Source organism: Dehalococcoidia bacterium (assembly GCA_035528575.1).
In the GTDB taxonomy this organism is placed as follows: domain Bacteria; phylum Chloroflexota; class Dehalococcoidia; order E44-bin15; family E44-bin15; genus DATKYK01.
Genome location: DATKYK010000021.1, coordinates 22,494 through 42,002, shown reverse-complemented (window position 1 = coordinate 42,002; position 19,509 = coordinate 22,494). Strand labels below are relative to the sequence as shown.

23 protein-coding genes and 3 tRNA genes are annotated in these 19,509 nt (G+C 48.7%); 12 read left to right on the top strand and 14 right to left on the bottom strand.

All coding sequences use genetic code 11. The features are described 5' to 3' along the window. Positions 1-5: 5 nt before the first annotated feature. From VMX96_04700 to VMX96_04680, 5 genes are all read right to left on the bottom strand, one after another. Positions 6-76, bottom strand: a tRNA-Gln gene (locus VMX96_04700). Positions 77-125: 49 nt separating this feature from the next. Beyond that, positions 126-211: transfer RNA gene (locus tag VMX96_04695), tRNA-Leu, on the bottom strand. A gap of 235 nt (positions 212-446) precedes the next feature. Then, positions 447-938 (bottom strand): DUF3795 domain-containing protein, encoded by a 492-nt coding sequence (locus VMX96_04690; protein HUU63201.1) that lies wholly within the window; start codon positions 936-938, stop codon positions 447-449. Beyond that, positions 910-1,056 carry a hypothetical protein gene (locus VMX96_04685; protein HUU63200.1) on the bottom strand — a complete coding sequence of 49 codons (147 nt, stop codon included), beginning with the start codon at positions 1,054-1,056 and terminating at the stop codon, positions 910-912. The genes VMX96_04690 and VMX96_04685 overlap by 29 nt, the downstream gene beginning before the upstream one ends. A gap of 102 nt (positions 1,057-1,158) precedes the next feature. Then, a complete protein-coding gene (locus VMX96_04680; protein ID HUU63199.1) occupies positions 1,159-3,348 on the bottom strand; it encodes a molybdopterin-dependent oxidoreductase in 2,190 nt (729 codons plus the stop codon). A 728-nt stretch (positions 3,349-4,076) separates the two neighbouring features. On the opposite strand from VMX96_04680, the gene VMX96_04675 reads away from it, so the two are divergent. After that, positions 4,077-4,598: a tyrosine-type recombinase/integrase gene (locus tag VMX96_04675; protein ID HUU63198.1), complete on the top strand. Its 522-nt coding sequence runs from the start codon at positions 4,077-4,079 to the stop codon at positions 4,596-4,598. 165 nt (positions 4,599-4,763) lie between these two features. On the opposite strand, the gene VMX96_04670 is transcribed toward VMX96_04675, so the two are convergent. The 4 genes from VMX96_04670 to VMX96_04655 all read right to left on the bottom strand — a co-directional run bounded on the left by VMX96_04670 (position 4,764) and on the right by VMX96_04655 (position 6,172). After that, complete coding sequence (locus VMX96_04670; protein ID HUU63197.1) at positions 4,764-5,003, bottom strand: hypothetical protein; 240 nt, start codon at positions 5,001-5,003, stop codon at positions 4,764-4,766. Between the two features lie 312 nt (positions 5,004-5,315). Beyond that, positions 5,316-5,453 carry a hypothetical protein gene (locus VMX96_04665; protein ID HUU63196.1) on the bottom strand — a complete coding sequence of 46 codons (138 nt, stop codon included), beginning with the start codon at positions 5,451-5,453 and terminating at the stop codon, positions 5,316-5,318. A 221-nt stretch (positions 5,454-5,674) separates the two neighbouring features. Continuing rightward, positions 5,675-5,869 carry a hypothetical protein gene (locus VMX96_04660; protein HUU63195.1) on the bottom strand — a complete coding sequence of 65 codons (195 nt, stop codon included), beginning with the start codon at positions 5,867-5,869 and terminating at the stop codon, positions 5,675-5,677. Between the two features lie 108 nt (positions 5,870-5,977). Beyond that, positions 5,978-6,172: a hypothetical protein gene (locus VMX96_04655; protein ID HUU63194.1), complete on the bottom strand. Its 195-nt coding sequence runs from the start codon at positions 6,170-6,172 to the stop codon at positions 5,978-5,980. A 774-nt stretch (positions 6,173-6,946) separates the two neighbouring features. Here VMX96_04655 and VMX96_04650 point away from each other — a divergent pair. Continuing rightward, positions 6,947-7,552, top strand: a complete 606-nt coding sequence (locus tag VMX96_04650) for a class I SAM-dependent methyltransferase (GenBank protein HUU63193.1) — start codon at positions 6,947-6,949, stop codon at positions 7,550-7,552. Between the two features lie 377 nt (positions 7,553-7,929). Here the strand turns inward: VMX96_04650 and VMX96_04645 are convergent, their stop codons facing one another. The 4 genes from VMX96_04645 to VMX96_04630 all read right to left on the bottom strand — a co-directional run bounded on the left by VMX96_04645 (position 7,930) and on the right by VMX96_04630 (position 10,692). Further along, positions 7,930-8,202: a hypothetical protein gene (locus VMX96_04645; protein ID HUU63192.1), complete on the bottom strand. Its 273-nt coding sequence runs from the start codon at positions 8,200-8,202 to the stop codon at positions 7,930-7,932. A gap of 511 nt (positions 8,203-8,713) precedes the next feature. Beyond that, positions 8,714-8,786: transfer RNA gene (locus tag VMX96_04640), tRNA-Phe, on the bottom strand. Further along, positions 8,777-9,958, bottom strand: coding sequence for a tyrosine-type recombinase/integrase (locus tag VMX96_04635; protein ID HUU63191.1), 1,182 nt, complete (start codon positions 9,956-9,958; stop codon positions 8,777-8,779). The genes VMX96_04640 and VMX96_04635 overlap by 10 nt, the downstream gene beginning before the upstream one ends. Then, complete coding sequence (locus tag VMX96_04630; GenBank protein ID HUU63190.1) at positions 9,955-10,692, bottom strand: hypothetical protein; 738 nt, start codon at positions 10,690-10,692, stop codon at positions 9,955-9,957. The genes VMX96_04635 and VMX96_04630 overlap by 4 nt, the downstream gene beginning before the upstream one ends. 478 nt (positions 10,693-11,170) lie before the next feature. Here VMX96_04630 and VMX96_04625 point away from each other — a divergent pair, with 478 nt between their 5' ends. The 8 genes from VMX96_04625 (at position 11,171) to VMX96_04590 (ending at position 17,319) form a co-directional block, all read left to right on the top strand. Further along, complete coding sequence (locus tag VMX96_04625; protein HUU63189.1) at positions 11,171-11,440, top strand: hypothetical protein; 270 nt, start codon at positions 11,171-11,173, stop codon at positions 11,438-11,440. Continuing rightward, positions 11,437-12,657 carry an AAA family ATPase gene (locus VMX96_04620; GenBank protein ID HUU63188.1) on the top strand — a complete coding sequence of 407 codons (1,221 nt, stop codon included), beginning with the start codon at positions 11,437-11,439 and terminating at the stop codon, positions 12,655-12,657. The genes VMX96_04625 and VMX96_04620 overlap by 4 nt, the downstream gene beginning before the upstream one ends. Before the next feature lie 240 nt (positions 12,658-12,897). Next, positions 12,898-13,119, top strand: a complete 222-nt coding sequence (locus VMX96_04615; GenBank protein HUU63187.1) for a hypothetical protein — start codon at positions 12,898-12,900, stop codon at positions 13,117-13,119. 130 nt (positions 13,120-13,249) lie between these two features. Beyond that, positions 13,250-14,020, top strand: coding sequence for a hypothetical protein (locus tag VMX96_04610; protein ID HUU63186.1), 771 nt, complete (start codon positions 13,250-13,252; stop codon positions 14,018-14,020). After that, positions 14,020-14,331: a hypothetical protein gene (locus VMX96_04605; GenBank protein HUU63185.1), complete on the top strand. Its 312-nt coding sequence runs from the start codon at positions 14,020-14,022 to the stop codon at positions 14,329-14,331. Before VMX96_04610 ends, VMX96_04605 begins: the two co-directional genes overlap by 1 nt. Next, positions 14,328-14,558, top strand: coding sequence for a hypothetical protein (locus VMX96_04600; protein ID HUU63184.1), 231 nt, complete (start codon positions 14,328-14,330; stop codon positions 14,556-14,558). Before VMX96_04605 ends, VMX96_04600 begins: the two co-directional genes overlap by 4 nt. A 344-nt stretch (positions 14,559-14,902) precedes the next feature. After that, positions 14,903-16,294, top strand: a complete 1,392-nt coding sequence (locus VMX96_04595) for a hypothetical protein (protein ID HUU63183.1) — start codon at positions 14,903-14,905, stop codon at positions 16,292-16,294. A gap of 482 nt (positions 16,295-16,776) precedes the next feature. Beyond that, a complete protein-coding gene (locus tag VMX96_04590; GenBank protein ID HUU63182.1) occupies positions 16,777-17,319 on the top strand; it encodes a MauE/DoxX family redox-associated membrane protein in 543 nt (180 codons plus the stop codon). A 6-nt stretch (positions 17,320-17,325) separates the two neighbouring features. Here the strand turns inward: VMX96_04590 and VMX96_04585 are convergent, their stop codons facing one another. After that, positions 17,326-18,066 (bottom strand): tetratricopeptide repeat protein, encoded by a 741-nt coding sequence (locus VMX96_04585; GenBank protein ID HUU63181.1) that lies wholly within the window; start codon positions 18,064-18,066, stop codon positions 17,326-17,328. Between the two features lie 144 nt (positions 18,067-18,210). Between VMX96_04585 and speD the strand changes: the two genes are divergently transcribed. Further along, positions 18,211-18,579: an adenosylmethionine decarboxylase gene (speD, locus tag VMX96_04580; protein HUU63180.1), complete on the top strand. Its 369-nt coding sequence runs from the start codon at positions 18,211-18,213 to the stop codon at positions 18,577-18,579. Then, positions 18,576-19,502 carry a polyamine aminopropyltransferase gene (speE, locus tag VMX96_04575; protein HUU63179.1) on the top strand — a complete coding sequence of 309 codons (927 nt, stop codon included), beginning with the start codon at positions 18,576-18,578 and terminating at the stop codon, positions 19,500-19,502. Before speD ends, speE begins: the two co-directional genes overlap by 4 nt. Positions 19,503-19,509 lie beyond the last annotated feature (7 nt).

Here is a 19,509-nt window from a genome sequence, read left to right as displayed (position 1 = left end):
AAAAGCTGCCGAGCCAGGATTCGAACCTGGGCTTAGGGATCCAAAGTCCCCCGTGCTACCGCTACACAACTCGGCATTTTTCGACCTGCCAGGTCCCGGATCTATCGCCTCAACGCGCAGAAAAGTGCCGAAGGTCGGGATCGAACCGACACGGGAGTCGCCCCCCAACGGTTTTTGAGACCGTCGCGTCTACCTGTTCCGCCACTCCGGCTTTTCGTCCTCTAACTTCCTAATCATCAGCTCGCTGCTTCTCTTGCCGAGAAGTCGAACTGCTGACATGCGGATTTTCAGTTAGCGCATCCCATCCCCTGCACTCGTGTAGAATAGCATATTGTCAGCTTCTCGGTCAAGGACGTTGTATTTGGTGTTGCCAAACCAGCTAGTCGAGAGCCAGGCCGACCGGACACCAGTTGGCGCTAATACGAGGGTGAAAAGGCCTATGTCAACTAGAAGTGCCCCTTCAGGGTAGCATCGCAGTTGGGGCACTTACCAGCATACCAGTCGACAACGCAGCCACATCCGGGGCAGCGCCACCTCTCCTCCTGCTCCTTAACCCAGGCATCAAGACCGATCTCCCGCTGGCGCCCGATGTTGTCCAGAACCTCACTGTGGTGCCGGAAGCCATCGTTATTAAAATCGATGATCTGCTGACAGGGAAAATCATCGCACTGCGCGCAGTGGGTCAACCCTTTCTCGAAGGCGCATGCCCGCAGGTTACATTCGCGGCACATGATAGCTCTTACGTCTGAGAGACAACCATCACAGGTAAGATCCTTTACCTCTACCGGATGCCCTAGATATTTGGCGACCCCCCCGGCGATCAGTTCCAGGAGTTGAGGATCGTTCTTCCTAATAGCAGCAAGGATCGAGCAGGCACCGCAGTAGAGACCGCAGGGCGGGGCGAGTTTCTCAGGATTTTTCCGTTCTGGGCTGGTCACCGAGAACTCCTTTCACGAGATTTTCGAAATACACCGCGATAGCGGCCATGGTGCCCCCATAATGCTTTTTCAGAAATTCAATTATCATTTGTTTAAGCTCCTCCTTGTTTGTGGACAAATGGTTTCAGCTCCTTCCGGCTTATGGTTAAATTGCCTCCGATCGATATTCGAGCTTCCTGGATGAGTGTGCAACACTCATCTACGGCCATCACGCTCCCCTCTAACCCTCAGCCTTGTACACCCTGCACAGCTGTCCCCTGAGCACAAAGTTTCCGCTTACCGGGTCACAGAGGTCGGGATCATCGTCCAGCACCGCGTTTATGTTCGATCGCCACAGGCTATCGGGGGAAGGGTCTTCAGGGAGCCACCAGCCATGCTCTGCCTGTACTACACCAGGTTCGAGCCCCCTGAAATACTTACATCTGAATTTGGCCCTTCCCACCGGCGTCTCGATCCACATCCAGTCGCCATCTTTAATATCCCACTGGATACCTGCTTCCGGGTTAATCTGGGCTATCGGCTCTGGAGACCGTTTTCGAATGGACTCAAGCTGGCGACCCTGTGAATGGTAATAGCGGCGGTTCCGGCCACCTGAGAGTAGAGTTAGGGGGAACTCCCTTGCCAGCTTCCGGTCGCTTACCGGGCTCCGCGGCGGCTCGGTGTAGCTGGGCAGTGGGTCATACCCCATCTCCTCAAGGATGGTGGAGTATAGCTCGAGCTTGCCTGTAGGCGTGCCGAAACCCCTCTCTTCGTATTTCCTGTATCGAAGCGTGGGGTTATCGTAGCCCTTGCTATCCATGAACTCCCTGAAGGTAACACCCATTGGTTCAAGGCGATAGTCATAGGCCTCTTCCAGGGTCATCCACGGCCAGTATTCCTCCTGCCCCAACCTTATCCCCAGCTCACGCCATAGATAGTACTCCGGCTTTCGCTCATAAAGCGGTGCGACAGCGGCTTCACCCGCCTGCAGGTGGAGGAAGTAATCGCCCCCATGGATTATGGGTTTCTCCAAACCGCAGGCCGCAGGGAGCACATAGTCGGCAATGCGACAGGTGGACGTCATGAACACATCCATAGCCACATGAAGCTCTAGCTTCATTAGCGCTTGATAGATCAGCTTTGCGTTGGGAAAGGTGAGGAGCGGGTTCTTGGCTATCGTTACCATCGCCTTGACCGGATAGGGTTTCCCGTCGATCATGGCGCGAAACACCGAAGGGGCATGAGCGTAGCCTGAGATCCAGAAGCTTGATAGCGATCGCTCTCTGGTTTTCTCCACAATCTCCCTGAGCCTCTCGAAGACAGGCCAGGAGTAGAGTTTAAACCTTTCCCCACCGATCATCTTGCTCTTCTGCTCACCGCTCATCTTATCCAGCATTTCCACATCGGCCACCAGCCTGACGCGGGGATGGGGCTCCAGCAACGCATCGCTACCCGGTATGTCTATGTTTCCGGTTATCGCCGCCAGGATGTACCTGCTGTGTAGGGCTTGAGTCGCATTAGCTTGCTCCTCCAACCCATTAACGTGGAAGATTAAGCCTGGTTTGTTGGTGGCATACATCCGGGCAGCTTCCCCGATCTTCTCTAATGGCACCCCGGTGATACCTGCAACCCTCTGGAGCGGGTAATCCCTCACCCGTTCCACAAGCTTTTCGAATCCATAGCACCACCTGTCCACAAAATCCTTATCGTGAAGCCCCTCGCTTATAATCGTGTTTATCATGCCCAGCAGCAGGGCAGCATCGGTGCCCGGCCGGGGCTGCAGCCACAGAGCAGCTTCTACCGCGGGCTCCGTACCCCTGGGGTCCACCACGATTAGCTTGAGCCCGAGTTTCTGTAACGCACGGATGCCGTTCCACAATTGCGGGGCTGCCGCTTGGGGATTTGCCCCCAGCAGCATAACGCAGCGGGTTTCCGGGTGGATATAGGGCAGGTAGACCATCCACCCGGTGAGGAGGTGGCTCAGCGTCATGCCGGCACCACAACTGGGCGGGCCGAGCAGGTTCGGTGTGCCAAAAAGGGACTGGAAACGCACCCGGTATTCATCTGCGGAGTTCTGCTCGCCGCTGGTAGCAATAGCAAGCGCCTCAGGGCCGCAATTATCTTTTATCTCTGCCAATTTTTCTGCTATTTCATCCAGTGCCTGCTCCCAGCCAATCTGTTGCCACTTGCCTTCTCCACGCTTGCCAGCCCGCTTCAGCGGGTAGTTGAGCCTGTCGGGGTGATAAAGAAATTCGGGAGCAGCGAGCGCGCGGGGGCAGGCTGCAACTATCTTCCTCCACCGCTCGGCGGTAGGCGAATCTGTCCTCTTCTGCAGGTCAGCGCCCAGAAATCGGCCGTCCTCGACCCTGACTTTATAGCGGCAGTGACTGGCACAAAAGCCGCATACTATCCGTTTAGTTTCTATGGTCATATCTCCCCCTCAGATAATTGCTAACACGACGCCCGACTTTTATCAATAGTGTATAAGCGCTTTGTTCCTGAGTGTCATTTTCTGCTTTTTATACTAGCATTGCAGTCACTCTTTAAATTACTGAGAGTTCAGGAGGCCGAGGTGCGGCATATGGAAGGGCGTTCCTCTATCTCAAGCTAGCTCAGATAGGAAATGTTCACGGAAGGTTTCAGTTAAAAGTGCCGAGGGGCGGAGTTGAACCGCCGACACGCGGATTTTCAGTCCGCTTAGACACAGCTAAACTGCTTAACAAATTGTCTGTTTCACAGATAGCAGAGTTAAGCAATTTAAGCAAATCCTATATCTCCCAGGTTAAGAATGGCAAGCGACCACCTTCCAGTAGACTACTCCAAGCACTCACGGATTACTATTATACCACCAACAAAGGGAGAGGTGTTGCCAACGCTCAAAAGGCAATTGACCTCTTTTTAGAATCTAGAAGAAATGGAATATCGCCGAGGACAACAGATGACTTTTACAAGCCATACTTAACCAGAGCGATTCCTGTTTTGGGACTAACCCCGACTCCCAGTAGAATAAACACTTTTCTCAACTCATTGGATTGTTCTCCAGGCAGAAAACACGCTTACTTCCGAGCGATAAGGGTATTCTATAACTGGCTCTATAGACCAAAGTCAGGTTATGACCTTAAGAGCAAGGATAACCCCGTAATCTGGGTGGAAGCCCCTATGGTTCCCAAGCTGATATCGCCCAGTCTAACCAGAAAAGAAATTGAGCCGCTAATCGACAAAGCTAACCACATTAGGGACAAGGCAATAATTACCCTCTTCACCGAGTCGGGCCTGAGATTATCTGAGCTTACCAACATCAATAAAGGCGATATTGACTGGCAATCCAGGGTTATCAAGGTGCTGGGCAAAGGGGGGAAGGAAGCCTATGCTCCTTTTGGTGAGCTATCAGAAGAGTATCTTAGGGAATGGCTTGCCCAGTATCAACCCGATGGCAATATCTGGGGCATGAATAAGTGGGGTATTACCTCTATGCTGCGTAGGTTAGAAAAGGAAACAGGCTGGCCCTGCAACCCTCACACCTTCCGCAGGACATTTGCTTGCCTATTGCGCAAGGCAGGGGTAGATACTATGACCATCAAAGACCCGGGCAGATGGGAATCATTGGAGATGGTACAAAGATATACCAGGTCGGTTACATTTGAGGATAGCCTGAAGTTTTATAAGCCACGATTGGGGTGAAAGTCAGTAGTGAAAATAGGGGGTTGTGTAAAAGGGGGGCTGTCTAAGCATCCGAGATAGCTGCCAATTTCCTCGTGTACACATAGGTCGGTTGTGGGTTACCCTTAATTTGCATTCATATTTGATTAGGACCAGACGCTTTGAAATCTATCCGCAATTGTGCCCTTAGCTAATCAGCATCGTTATGACCTTCTCTAGCAAGGCTTCGACATCATAAAGAACATCGGCTAGTGCCGATACCCAATCTATCGTGGTATTGAGCACAGCCGTCACGTTGCCTTCCAATAGACCAGCTAGGTCCAATAATATCTGCTTGACGATGTAGAGCACGCCGACTATTTCATGAGCAGCGCCAGCAGCAATAAAACCCATAAAAGTTAAAAAACCCATATATAAAGAAACCATTTATTATCTCATCATCTTTCGTCTAAGATTATCACAATCCCCAGCCCTACGATTGAGCCATTTAGCTCTCCCAGGGAATCACTTATATCCTTATCCCTCCGATTTTCTCTCATTTTACGGCTTCTCGATACAATGTAGAGAAAATTACAAAATGGGCCTTTGTGGAGCCTTATCTAACTAAAAAACCTTCGCAGCCAAGGTTCTCCACCCCGAGCGAAGGTCCTTCTCTTGGGGCAGACGATAAAGCCCCACCTACTATGCCTATATTCTATTGTCGGTGTGAATCCTCGAAATCTATCTGCAATTGTGCCCTTAGCTAATCAGCAGCGTTATGAGCTTCTCCAGCAAGGCTTCACCATCGTAAATTACTCCGGCTTCTAACGCTACATAATCTATCGTTGCATAGAGCAGAGCCGTCAGGTTGCCTTGCAGCATACCAGCTATGTCCAAGAACAGCTGCTTGCAAATTAAGTAAATGTCCACCGTTGCTGACAAATAAGAACTCACCTGGACTCACCCCCCTCGTCTACGAACTCAGGATTCATTTTTATATCTGTACTACATTTGTGCACGATAGTCACAATCCCCAGCCCTGCGATAGAGCCATTCATCTACTATGCCTGTATTCTGTTGTCGGTGTGAATCCTTGAAATCTATCCGCAATTGTGCCCTTAGCTAATCAGCATCGTTATGACCTTCTCCAGCAAGGCTTCGACATCGTAAAGCACCCCAGCTAGTATCGATACCCAATCTATCGTTTCATTGAGCAGAGCCGTCAGGTTGCCTTCCAGCAGACTAATCAGGTCCAATAACATCTGCTTGCGAAGGTAGTAACTTGCCACCGTTTCGTTAAACAGAGAATTCACCCGGGCTCACCCCCTCTGGTATCTGTACGACATCTGTGCACGACTATCAACCCCTGTCAATCCCCAGCTTAGGACCAGGCGCTTTGAAATCTATCCGCAATTGTGCACTTAGCTAATTATCAGCGTTATACCCTTCTCCAGCAAGGCTTCGGCATCATAAATCATTCCGGCTAGTATCCATATCCAAGCTATTAATCCATTGATCAGAGCCGTCAGGTTGCCTTCCAGCATACCAATTAGGTCCAATGATATCTGGCCGAGGATTAAGAGCGTATCTACAATAGCTTGAATAAAACTTGTCATTTTTTATCTCACGCTCTTTGGTCTAAGATCATCACAATCCCCCGCCCTGCGATTAAGCCATTCAGCTCTCCCAGTGAACTACTTATATCCTTATTCCCCCGATTTTCTCTCATTTAACTGCTTCTCGATACGATGTATAGAAAATGACAAACTGAGTCTTTGTGGAGCCTTATCTAATTAAAAAACCTTCGCAGCCAAGGTTCTCCACCCCGAGCGAAGGTCCTTCTCTTGGGGCAAACGATAAAGCCACACCTACTATGCCTATATTCTGTTGCCGGTGTGAATCCTCGTCGTCCCCACCCGTATGTTACTGTTGCTATTTCCCGCCGTCGACCGGTGCCAGCACGACAGCCTGTGGAAACTCTACCACAAGAAAGGCTTTTTGTCAAGCCTGCTACGCTCGTCGGGGCTTTCCCGAACATGTAAAAATCCTTCCGCCGCCAGGGTTCTCCACTCCCAGCGGCGAACCATACCTATCCCGGTATCGCTAGGGGCATCTCAGAACAAGCTATCGTGTCCTCTCAGTTATTTCCTTCAAATACTCTGTGTGAACAATAATACTCTTATACCTCTTATGACAAGCGGTCTCCCAATCCGCCTGGCTGGGCTTAACTCCGGCTAATACGAATTTAAGGTTTCTTGTAAAGAGACAGTGCTATTCCATTTCACTCTGGCTAGATGTATAATCGAGGACCCGTCATAACTACGGTAGATAATACAAAGTTTAAGTTGGGGAATTTCGCCGCTAAACGTTATTAGAATTAGGAGATTACTTTGGACGAAGCGATAGACAAAAAAGAATTAAGGCTTGTGAATACTTCATTGAGGGGATTCTTCCAAAGACATTATGAGTTTAGGGCTTTTAAGGAATACCTCAGAAAGAATCATATTGATTTAACCAATAAAGTGATATTAGATGTTGGTTGTGGTTCTGGTTATAGCTCAGAGCTAATAATGCAGGAGCTTCAACCCAAAGAGCTTTTCGCATTCGATATTATGCCAGAAGAGGTTGAACTTGCTAAGCAAAGAGGCCTATCGGCAAATATATTTGTTGGAGACGTGACGGATATTAAACTTCCTTCTGGGAAATTTGATGCTGTGTTTATATTTGATGTTCTTCATCATGTACCAGAATGGCGTACTGCTCTTAAAGAGATAAACAGAGTACTTAAATCTGGCGGTGTTCTCTTAGTTCAGGAACCAAATAAGAAGGGCTTGGATGGTATAGAGCGCTATTTCAAGATTCATCATTCCAAGGAGTCTAGATTTGAGCCACCAGAATTTATTGAGGGTTTAGAAGAATCTGGATTTCGTGTGGTTGACAAAAGAAAGATGTATGTGGGGCTTTTCCAAAGTTGTCTGTGTATAAAGAAAGAATAATAATGCCAGCTAACCCGCTTATCGGTTGGCAGCAGGATAGTCAACGGTTCGCTAGGTGTTTAACAGTTCGTCAGTTTGTTACTGCGTTAACAGCTAACAGAACTAGACTGAACAAAGTACCCTTAATTCACGTAGAAGGGATGAAGGGATTTTGCGTGGCAATAATGCGGTAGATTACATACGGAAGTGTTGTGCGTTCATGAAGTAGTTACAGCATTGGAATGTGTGGTTGTGCTACTAATATAAGAATGCAGGTTGGCCGGATGTCGAGCTAGTCCCCACAGGCAAAGAACCTACGGGCAAGTCCTGCAGCCTTCCTACCATCAGTGCTCTTTACTGATCCTCGGTTCTTTGGTGACTTAATAGTGAGTTTCCTGTCAGTCACTAAACCCTATCTCCACACCTAAAAAGTCAGTGGGTCTTAGGTTTGTTATAATACTGGCTGCCAATAGTACTACTCCCAGAGCCACTCCCCCATCCCCAGCTTCCTTGAAAACTCCAGGGACAATGTTAATATCATCTATTGGGCCAGTCCAATCTATCTGGCCAGTCCAACTATCAGCTCCTACAATGCTTGCTGTACCTGCCGCAACCAGAAGAACACCGATGACCATCAGGATGACAAGTAGAGTGCGACCTAAAACCCGCATAGTTTACTCCTTCGACCTCCTCGTAGCGATCTCCAAAAGCACTTCTTCCAGTACCTCATCCTCTTTAGAGCAAGAAGTCACACTATATTGTGTGTACTCGGTAATAGTACCACAATATATAGTGATTGTCAATGCTTTTGGCTTCCTTTTATGATCAACAGAGCCGTAGTCGCATTATCAACCGATACGCTTGCGGAATACATTAACTGCTTTATTTGAAATTCTTTTACATATGATGGGGGGTTTTGCAGTCAGAATATTAACATTGTAAGCGTTATCGTGTATAACGCCTAATGAGGTCAAGAGTGTATAGCGTTAAAGAAGCTTCCAACAAGATGGGAATTTCAGACAGCCATTGTCGACGGCTGCTAGAAAGAGGTGAAATAAAGGGCAAGAAACTAGGTCATGATTGGGTAGTACTAAGCTTGGACTATAAGAGGAAGAGGAAACCGAAGTTTAAGAAAGGGGAAACCAATGCGAAAAGTTAAGCAAATTGTTAAGCAAACAAAAGTGCCGAGGGGCGGAGTTGAACCGCCGACACGCGGATTTTCAGTCCGCTGCTCTACCACCTGAGCTACCTCGGCGTTATAGCTAGACTATCAAAAGTTGGCGTTAAATTGGCGTTATTTTTTTGAGACACCCCAACGGGCAACACCTCGTTCAGTAGGCCCATCGCCTCCTCTTGCATACCCTCAATTATATGGCTATAGGTATCCATTGTAAAGGCTACACTGGCATGTCCCAGGGCTTCACTGATAACTTTGGGCTTGGCCCCACGCAGTAGCATGAGGCTGGCGAAAGTATGCCGGAGATCATGGAATCTTACCCCTTCCAGGCCTGCTCGTCTGGCCATTCTGGTAAAGTTGTGTGTTAGCACACACGGATCTAACGGCTTCCCCTCAATACTGGTGAAAACAAGGTCATCTAGAGTAAGTTCTTTTCCTAGTTCACGGTAGATCGCTTCCCTCTCGTTTCGATATTCTCTTAGGAATAGGGCTAGTTTGGGTGTCATGGCTACACGTCGCCGGCTGTGAGCTGTCTTAGGCTCTTTTAACTCACATACGCCCCGCCTCTTATATAGCACCTGGCTAACCGATATTGAACACATGTCGAGATCAATGTCTCTCCATCTCAAGCCCAACAGTTCAGCCTGGCGGAGCCCCGTGCTCACGGCGGTATAGATCACCGGATAATAGTAATTACCCTCTGCCGTCTCGAAAAGGACTTCGACTTCACCGGGTGTTAGCGTGCGCATGGCCTTACCTTTCCAAGATGGTGAGTCCACAAGTTCGCAAGGGTTACGGCCCAGATAACCCTGTCTGACGGCATACTTCAGGACCTGGCTTAATAGCCGGTGATGCTTCGCTACAGTCCTGGGCGATAGCTTTTCGATAGCCTTGCCGTAGTATGCCTGTATTGTCTGAGGGTGAAGTTGCTTTAATTGAATATGGCCTAAAGCCGGTATTAAGTGAGTCTCTATAATTGACTGGTAGCCGTCAAGCGTGCGCACATGACAGTTAGACTTAACGTAGCCGTCAAGCCATTGGTTAAGGTGCTCTGCCACTGTAAGGCGTCCCGTGGGGACATATGCCCCTTTGTCGAGGCTTGAAAGCAGCTCGGTTAAGCGGCGCTGCGCATCACTCTTTCGACCTCGTACCGTCTCGAAGTGGCGCAGGGGCTTACCATCTGACCCCTGGCCTGTATAGATTTGGATCTGCCAGCTGTTTTTGCTCTTAGAACGAATTGATCCTCTCATTTTGTGCCTCCTTTTACGGTTTTGTCCATTTCACGGAACTTCTTAGCCAATAAGAGCGCGATATCCACACGCTTTTTGTTCATTGGGACTTGCTTACTCATTCCGCCTAAAACGCGGTGTTTATACATCAGGCTTAATAAAGGCTCACCTTTCCTAGTGGAGTCGAGAGCCGTTTCTAGAAAGAATTGTTTGAACTCATCTTTACCCCAGGGTTTTTCACCTGTCTGCCTATCCTTCAGACAGAGCATAGCCAATAGATGACTCATCAGGTCATTCTCGCGAATAGCTCGGCTATATTCGACCCTTAAGACTTCAGGATTTATTTGCTCTATTGGAAAGAACTTATTCCATTCAGATGCTATCTGTATCCAATTAAAGTGGTTATTCTTAGTTCGTGCCCACCTAGCAGTTACAAACTCCACCAAGCGCAATCGGCGCTCAAAGGGCTTCTGATATTGCCCCCTTTTTTCACCAGTCGCCGTATGATGCCTGCCATTGTCCCTAGCCTGCCCCTCTCTAAATGCCCTGCAGTAAAACCCGGCGACTTCTTCGTACCGTTCTAGGTACTCGTCCCTGTAATCAGGATCACCGTCAACATCTTCGCTTGGAGGGCCTACACTGCTATCTATGACCTCCCGGCCCCTGCTGGGGATGTTCATTTCATACTCTTTGCCAAGTTTGGCTAAGACGGCTTCTTTTTCCTTGTTTATTTCCGCTAATATTTTTCTATTCATAATCCGTATAAATTTATAATATCATGCTTGTCTTATAATGTCAATACATAGAGGGACAAATGAGAAAAAATAACTTGCGAATGTTACGAAGGCGACTCGGATTCAGCCAAGTGGGGTTAGCAGAAGCGGCGCATTGCTCACGGGCCACTATTATTATAGTTGAGCGGCTAAATCACTACCCAACGGCGGGAGTGCGCAGCCGACTAGCAACTGCCCTGGGCGTGAGTGAGACTACATTATGGCCCCAACTCAAGGCAAGCTTGGAGACTACGGAGGGGGAAGATGGAGACTGAGTGTTTGACTATGACAATCCCGGAATTTGCCGAGGCTACCGGATGCTCTAGGAATTTGGCGTTTCGTTTGGCCCGGCAGAATAAGCTACCCGTAGAAGTAATTTTTATCGGTGAAAAGAGAATGTGCGTTAGCCGCCGATCTGTCGAGGCATTGCTATCGGGTAAATCTCAAAAGAGGAATGAGAGTGACTAGAGACGTTTTGATCCCTGATCCCCTCTCTAGTGACCAGCAATATGCAAGGTTTTACCATTTAGATATTCCCAGTCTAGAGGATGGCGAGCTAACGGACGAACTATATGCCTTGCGTCCGCTCTTGTGGGGGCTGCAGGGTGACCATTGGTTACGGGAAAGGGTAGCCAAGCTCGGAGCTGAGGTAATCAAGCGCTGGGGCAATACTGGCAACGAGTTTAGAGTACGGCAAAAGCCTAAGCTGGCTGAGGGTGTGAAACTATGAAGCCTAACCCATCTGTAACCGAAGGTATTGGCTTTATCAACTATGCCTGGTCAGAGCTAGGTCTGCGGGTATTAGCAGAGCGCTATACAGACGATGGTTATGCCGAATTGTCATTCTATTCAGGAAATGGGTCAAGTGAATCATTGCTACACACCACACGGGTCAACCTCATGGCTACACCCACAATGACTAGCCTGGTCAAGAGGTTAGAAAAGAACTCCGCAGACATACCCTGGACTGACATTCTGACCTTCATTACTGGTAAGACTTTAGAGATTGCCCGCAGAGGTGAGCCGGCAATTGAAATCTGGCCGAGTGAAAATGATAATCTGACGCCAGACTACCTACTAGAGCCTATTCTATACATGAATCACCCAGCTGTTATCTTTGGGGATTATGGCTCACTAAAAAGTCTAGCCGCCCTGGTAATTGGCTATATAGTCCAACTTCCCTACCACGATAATGACCTGGGGCTTATTACACGAACTGAGTCTACTTTGTGCCTATATCTGGACTATGAAGACGATGCTGGCAGTTTTAGAAGGCGCTGGAGTGCTCTTGAGAAGGGTTTTGGCAAGGGTGCTATGCCAATACTCTATAGACGCATGACTGGCACTCTCAGCGATTCAATAGAGCAGCTTCAACGAATCATACACGATAAGAATATCAGCCTGATTATAGTTGATAGTTTGGGTCCGGCAGCCAGGGGTAATCTTAACGACCCGGAGCCTGCTATAAAATACCATGCAGCTCTACGTCAGCTAGGGGTAACTAGCTTGACTTTAGCTCACACTTCAAAAGACCAGCTCACCAAAAGACGAACGATATTCGGCTCGGTATTCTTTACGAATCTGGCAAGGTCGGTTTGGGAGTGTAGGGCAGAGCAGGAGACCGGAGAGGACGAAGCCATTATCAGCCTAAAACACACTAAGGCTAATCTATCGAGGCTACACCCGCCACTAGGTTATAGATTCACGTTTACCGATAACAGCATAACAGTGGTGAAAGCTGACTTGAGAGATACCGGGCTATCCGGTGAATTACCGCTATCGCTGAGAATTAAGGACTTGCTACGAGGCGGTGCGCTAACAGTGAAGGAAATCGCCGAAGCCTTAGAGGCGAACGAAGCGAGCGTTAGAACTATAACCAATCGCCTAAGCAAAAAGGGTTATCTCATTAAGGTAGGGGAATCATGGGGCTTAAAACAAGAGGCATAACAGTGTACCGTAACAGGGGATATTATATATCCCCCCCTGTTATGTTACGTAACACCGTAACAGGGTGTTATATAACAGTTATGCTAACGGACAATGTGTGCGGACAGGGCGGACAAAGTGTCCGTTTCTTAGGAAATAACGCCAACTGTAACGCCAAGTTAGCTTTGAGGGACGGTAAAGTTACGAGTGAAAGCAGCGGTTTAATAGTTCTATGATAGGTATAAATAGGAGGTAAAGAACATGAAAATTGACGAGATCAATAGCAAGATTCTAGAGGGGCTTTCAGGTAAGGAAAAAGAGTACTTCCTGGCAGGGTTGCGCAACCTGAATATGTCTAACCCGGCTGACAGGGAGGCATTACGGGAGTCAATTCGCAAGGCAAGGCCCGACTTTACTCCGGAGCAGGTCGAGATATTTGTGACCGGCGAAGCTCCCCCGGATAAACAGGAGTGGCTTCAATGAGGTATGGCCTACTGGTAGGGGGTCGCAGCTCAAGAAATAGGGTGCTGGAGGTTTCCATACTCCAGTATCCGGCCTCCTGGGTTATTTCTCCCCTACTAGGGGCCACCAAAACTAAAAGAGAGGTGATAACATGACAACAGACACAATTAAGGCAATACAAAAGCAAATCGTAGCTAAGATTGAGGCCGGAGAGGACGTTTCCGAATTGACCCGACAGCTTGCCAGGGTGCGGGCTGAGATAGCGGCTCAGGTTGAGGTTCAAGAGCTAAGGAAAATCGCAGAGCAGCGCCAAGCCCTAAGAGACCGAGCCGAGGCGGTCAAGGTCAAGGCTAAAAAACAGGGGGAAGCGATAGACAGATTCCTAACGTCCCGTGATAACATACTTCCGCAATTGCTGGCGTTAATAGAGCCGGTAAAGGAACTGGCTAAAATGGGAATGGCTTCCTGGGAGCGGGACCCTGGCGAATGTTATCTCTATAACGATTCAGGGCCGTTTCAAGGTGACATGCGGGGTATTCCTATACAGCTACTACCCCAGGACTTCAAGTGTCCTACACTGGAAATGACGGCACCCGGTGAACGTTCCTTTGGCAAGGCTAGCGAAGCTCTCCGTTACTTTGAGGCGTGTATTGGTATTCTGGCTAATTTCCGTAAAGGATACATGACGGCCTATTCACAGCCAACGGATGATAGCTTACTACTCGACAATGAGCCTGAGACATCTGAAGTAGAGCTAAACTGCCGGGTGTGTAACCATGAGAAGGTAGCGGAAATAAATAAGGCTCTACAGAATAGCCGGAGCCTGAGAGATATAGAAACTGAGTTTAATGTCTCACGTTCTACCCTCTCCAGGCATAAGAATAATTGCCTTAACTTAGGCGCTGTGAGGTTACACGAATAATGCCATATAAAGACCCTCTGAGACAAAAGGAATATCAGAGACAATGGCAGCGTTCGAGGCGAGCTGGTGAGGCTGTAGGGTTCAAAGTTATACGGGTGAGTTCACTAGAGGAAATTAGAACGGCAAACGCCTTGCTGACTGTCCTGGCGGGCCTGATAAAAGAAGTCCTGGAGACTAAAGAGGGTGACGTTTTTATGCGCTCTAGGACTGCCGGCTATCTAATATCTATTGGCCTAAAGGCTGTAGAGGTAGCCGACCTGGAGGCAAGGTTAAACAACCTGGAGAATAAAGTTTTGGGAGGTTCACGGTGAGTAACATCGTCAGCAGAATCGAGAAGCTAGAAAAGCACACCGGAGCTGGTAAGCAGCAGCCTATACGATGGGTGCTATACGAGGGGCAGCCGGAGCCTACCGAGGCACAACGGGAAGCGGCAATTGCTGACTATAAGGCTAAACATCCTGACTGGGAAGGAAGGGACACCATCGTTATTTACGTGAATGACGCCATAGGTTATCAATTGGCCAACGGCGGCTTATAAAACATTAAGTTCTCCTCAATATTGACAGGCTATCACCCCTGGAGTATCCTGCCATCCCGCATCCTTAAGCTCGCCATTCCGCACTACGGTATTGACCTGTGTCAAGGCCTCCCTACAATATTTCCCATTTTTGTAAGGGTTTTCCCCACAACAAAAAATACAGACTTTCCCCACAATAAATACATACTTTCCCGACAGACAAATGGCGCATCTTATGTTATTATCGATATGAGCCTTTCGCCAGGCGCGCTTCCTGCAGATAGCCACAATCACATACGGGCAAGACTGAGGATTCACATAGAATTGGATATAAACTAGCTAGAACCATACTAGGAGGTAAAGCCATGAGAAATCTAGTTTTTATTTCTTTAGCCATTGTTTTGGTATTGGGCTCCATTATGGTGGTGATAGCACCCCAGTCAACCCGGGCGGACAGCCTACCAGAAACTGAGATAAATCAGATCATACCAGCAACAATAGACTTTGATCCGGACACACTCAATCTAGGAAGCAATGGCAAATGGGTTACTGTCTATATCGAGCTGCTAACGGGGTACGATGTTGAAGAGATCGACGTCTCGACTGTGAGATTCAATGGAATAGTGTGCGCAGAATCAAAACCCACCGATATTGGCGACTATGACAAGGATGGAGTCCCAGACCTGATGGTCAAGTTTGATAGGTCTGAAGTTCAGAGCATACTCACCCCTGGTGAACAAGTAGAGGTAACAATAGCTGGAGAAGTCAACAGCATTACCTTTGAAGGTAGAGACATTATCAGGGTAATAGGCAAACAGCACTTTCAGGATATCTCAGGCATTTGGTATCTGTATATGACCTCTCAAGGTGGAGAGGAAAGTGAGCCATACTGCTTCTACATCCACCAAATAGGGTCATACATTTACTATCTGCTCTGGAACTATGAATATTCCATATCGGTACATGGTAGTCTCTATGGCAATAATTTGAACATTTTGGGGCAGGGATTGTACTACGGAGAAGCTATTAACTTTTCGGCGTCAGCCACCGTATATCCAAATAAGATAAAAGGAACCTATAGCTACATGGGTTACACTAATGATAGCGGTTTATGGATAGCTAAAAGGTGTGAATGTAAGCAAGAAAAGCCATTGATTCGTACGATTCATATACAAGACCAGGGTTATGGGCTAGATTTCTATGTATGGGATTTAATCCCTGAAGGAGTAACTATCACCACAGCGAGTGTGACCGGCCCATATATTGGCACTATTGACCTCTATAGTGAAGGACCCACAGAATATTATCCGTGGTATGGCGGAGCATTCCTTGGTGAAACAATACCTACCCCCGGTGATGTCTACACCTTCAGTCTGAGTTACAGTGATGGTACATCGCAGACTACTACCGCTTCTGTGCGGGATACTCTTGTAGATTTCCCTATGCCGATATCGCCTGCAAATGGGGAGATCTTAGATACGCCGACACCAACCTTTTCATGGCAACCTCCATTGTGTGGTTGTCAAGGATATTATAGGATCTGGGTTATCGATAGCGAAGGTAACGACATGTGGTCTGTGTATCTGGCAAAGGAAAGTACCTCTGTAGCTTATAACTTTGATGGAACAGGAAACCCTCTGAGTGAAGGTGAAACTTATGAATGGCGTCTGATTGCTTTCGATCCGTCCACTACAGGTGGGCCGGATAACAACGTCTGGGTAATAAGTAACTTCACTATCGGGACAAATACTCCATGAGACTTGATTTATACTATTTTGTTAAGGTGTATATTGAAAGAATAGTGTCACTTAGGGTATGAATCATGGTGTACCTGCTACGACTGAGGGGCTTAGGGCGGGAAATTACAGAAATGTAAACTGCAAGTTATATCCAAGTATATAACGAGGGACTACCTTAAATGGTTGGCCCCTCTTTTTTATACCATAGGCTAACGTTGGAACCGAAGCTAAAAAGTTGGCGTTAATTTGGCGTTAAACTGAAAAGAACTGGTTGGTACTAAAAAGCACTCTAGCTATAAAACGGGGTTTAGACAATTAACACAATAGTTCTATTTTATATCTGACACCACGCTTCGGCACAACTAACCCAGAATTTTCAGTCCGCTGCTCTACCACCTGAGCTACCTCGGCGCAGTCCTATTTTAGTTTGCCCCCGTAGTACTGTCAAGGATAATGGTGAAGATGGACAGCAAGAGGCGAAGCACAATATAATATGGAGTATGAAAAATGTAACTATCAACAGGGCATGGCAAGCCCTGAGCCCCTACTGGAGACTCGCCGAGCCATTCCTGCTCCACCGCTATCTGGCACTGGCCTCGCGAATAGCCCTGGGGGGGGTGTTTATCTTCGCCGGCGCGGTTAAGCTAGGCTATATCGAAACCCTGATATGGGAAATCAACCAGTACAATATGCTGCCTCACCAACTGGCCACAGCCTATGGCTATGTTCTGCCCCCTCTGGAGATCGTCCTGGGTATTTTTCTGGTGGTGGGTCTACTTCTCAGGGTTAGCTCCGCGGTCAGCGGGCTGCTGATACTGAGCTTCGCCATTGCCAAGATCACGGCTCTCGCCCGGGGGCTGGACATTGATATCTGCCCTTGCTTTGGCCCGGCGGTGCCGCTGCTTACAGCCTACAGCCTGGCTCTTGATGTCGTGCTTCTAGCGCTGGCGGTACAGATATTTTATCACCGCGGGGAATTCCTGGCACTGGGCTCCTGGTTCTCCCGAAAAGCGGCTGAGCTGGATGAGCAGGAGGACGAATAGTCGCCTTTACCCGAACCACTCCGTAGCCTCCTCAACCCTCCCCAGCTCGACCAGAGCTATCCCTTTATTAAGGTGTGCACTACTACACCCGGGATGCAACATGAGCGCCCTATCGTAGCTCTCGATGGAGCGTTCCAACTTTCCCGAGGCGAATAAATCATTGCCCACGCTATGATAAATATCGGCGATAAGCTCCCGGTCTCCCCATTCCTCCCTCTGCTTTGTACCTGGATGTCCCCGGTAGTCGAAGCCATCAGGAAAGATGTTCTCGATATCAATGGTGATCTCCCCGGCATAGAGCACGGTAAAAAGGTGGGGTCCCAGTCCAAAGGCATCCTCCAGGTAAGCCGCTTTCACCCCGAGACCGAACCTCTGGGCCAGCACGTTGTAAAGGACGGTGAGCCCCAGACAATTGCCCACTTTTTCTTCCCCACCATGCTGGGCATCGAGCACATGAGTTAGCCTGAAATTGCCCCCATACTCATAGCGATGGGTCTTTTCTCGCCACAGCCAGTTGAAGATTACTCTTGCCTTTTCACTATCGCTGCCCTTTGGGGGAAGGTCTAAGAGCGCCTCAGCGATTCTCTGGCAAAGCCGGTCAATCTTTTCAAGATAGCAGCTCAACTCCTTCACCGTCTCCACCCCCGAGGCGAGAAGCGCCCCCTGAGCGAGGCCTATTTCCTCTCCCCTTTCGCTCTTTTCGCCCTCTAAGAGCTTCCTCTCCAGTTTAGCAATTTCCCTGTTCATGCCAGCCTGCTACCAATAAATCGCCCAATGTAAAAAGGGCGCCTTTTCTAACTCAACCTGTCTCCCTTTCATATCAGCCACCTATTGATAAATTGTACCATGTTGGATTAAAATATTTTTGTTGATGTTAAAGGAGACGAGTGATTGGCAGCAATAGGGAAGCACCTGATACTTGAACTCAATGATTGCGACCGCGATCGCTTGAGCGATCGCGACTTCCTGAAAGATACCCTCCTCTCCGCCTGCAGGGTATCCGGTGCGACCATACTGAGCGAATCCTTTCACTCATTCTCCCCCTATGGTGGGGTTAGCGGCGTGGTGATCATTGCTGAATCCCACTTTTCGGTTCATACCTGGCCCGAGTATGGCTATGCCGCAATAGACATCTTCACCTGCGGCAACTCCATTCATCCACAAAAGGCAGTTGATCTTCTGGTAAGAGAGCTTCAGGCAAGAGACCACTCTATTCTAGAACTAAACAGAGGGAATTTTGAACCCCCGGGTGAGTCATGAATAATAATGAGTGGTTTCATGACCATATTACCCCCGAGATGGTGCAATCATATCGCATCCAAAGGGTTATCTATTCAGAGAGAACAAAGTTCCAATCTGCCCAGATCATCGATTCTGGCAGCCTTGGCCGGTGTTTAATACTGGATGGTAAGATTCAGTCCAGCGAATGGGACGAGTTTATCTACCATGAAGCCCTGGTTCACCCCCCGATGATCGCTCACCCCCATCCCCAAAGGGTATTCATCGCCGGCGGTGGCGAGGGGGCGACACTCAGGGAGGTGTTGGCCCATTCCTCAGTGAAGGCAGTGGTCATGGTGGATATTGACGAGGAGGTCATCGATATCTGTCGCCGCTTTCTCCCCTCCTGGCACCAGAGCTCCTTTGAGGATAGCCGCCTGGAACTACGCTTCGTCGATGCGGGAAAGTATCTCCAAGAATGCGTCGACCGCGGTGAGAAATTCGATGTGGTCATCCTGGATCTACCCGAGCCCATAGAGGAGGGGCCAGCCTATCTACTTCACACCAAGGAGTTCTATGAACTTGTTCGAGAAACGTTGGTCCCAGATGGCATCATCTCCCTCCAGGCGGGCTCCAGTTCCTGGGGGAATCACCGATGTTTCACCGCGGTTATCAATACCCTGAAGGCTGCGTTTCCCCTCGTTTTTCCCTATGATACGTTCATCGCCAGCTATGGTGGCACCTGGGGCTTCGCCCTAGCCTCACAGAAGTTATCCCTCCCGGATCCTGCAGAGATAGACGGTTTGATCTCATCCCGGCTCAACAAACCTCTTCGCTCCTACGATAGCCTCTCCCACCAGGGCCTCTTCTCCCTACCCAAACACCTCCGCCAGGCTATAGATAGTGAAAAAACAGTCATCACTACCGGGCAGCCCTTCTCTATTTACCAACCCCAGTCCGGATGAGGGTTAG

Bases quoted from the DNA above. Each gene is read 5' to 3' on its own strand.
- VMX96_04605 (HUU63185.1), top strand. From the start codon at position 14,020: ATGCCATATAAAGACCCTCTGAGACAAAAGGAATATCAGAGACAATGG.
- VMX96_04595 (HUU63183.1), top strand. From the start codon at position 14,903: ATGAGAAATCTAGTTTTTATTTCTTTAGCCATTGTTTTGGTATTGGGC.
- VMX96_04590 (HUU63182.1), top strand. From the start codon at position 16,777: ATGAAAAATGTAACTATCAACAGGGCATGGCAAGCCCTGAGCCCCTAC.
- VMX96_04680 (HUU63199.1), bottom strand. From the start codon at position 3,348: ATGACCATAGAAACTAAACGGATAGTATGCGGCTTTTGTGCCAGTCAC.
- VMX96_04645 (HUU63192.1), bottom strand. From the start codon at position 8,202: ATGCGGGTTTTAGGTCGCACTCTACTTGTCATCCTGATGGTCATCGGT.
- VMX96_04630 (HUU63190.1), bottom strand. From the start codon at position 10,692: ATGAATAGAAAAATATTAGCGGAAATAAACAAGGAAAAAGAAGCCGTC.
- VMX96_04655 (HUU63194.1), bottom strand. From the start codon at position 6,172: ATGACAAGTTTTATTCAAGCTATTGTAGATACGCTCTTAATCCTCGGC.
- VMX96_04635 (HUU63191.1), bottom strand. From the start codon at position 9,958: ATGAGAGGATCAATTCGTTCTAAGAGCAAAAACAGCTGGCAGATCCAA.
- VMX96_04585 (HUU63181.1), bottom strand. From the start codon at position 18,066: ATGAACAGGGAAATTGCTAAACTGGAGAGGAAGCTCTTAGAGGGCGAA.
- speE (HUU63179.1), top strand. From the start codon at position 18,576: ATGAATAATAATGAGTGGTTTCATGACCATATTACCCCCGAGATGGTG.
- VMX96_04610 (HUU63186.1), top strand. From the start codon at position 13,250: ATGACAACAGACACAATTAAGGCAATACAAAAGCAAATCGTAGCTAAG.
- VMX96_04675 (HUU63198.1), top strand. From the start codon at position 4,077: ATGGTTCCCAAGCTGATATCGCCCAGTCTAACCAGAAAAGAAATTGAG.
- VMX96_04670 (HUU63197.1), bottom strand. From the start codon at position 5,003: ATGGTTTCTTTATATATGGGTTTTTTAACTTTTATGGGTTTTATTGCT.
- VMX96_04620 (HUU63188.1), top strand. From the start codon at position 11,437: ATGAAGCCTAACCCATCTGTAACCGAAGGTATTGGCTTTATCAACTAT.
- VMX96_04615 (HUU63187.1), top strand. From the start codon at position 12,898: ATGAAAATTGACGAGATCAATAGCAAGATTCTAGAGGGGCTTTCAGGT.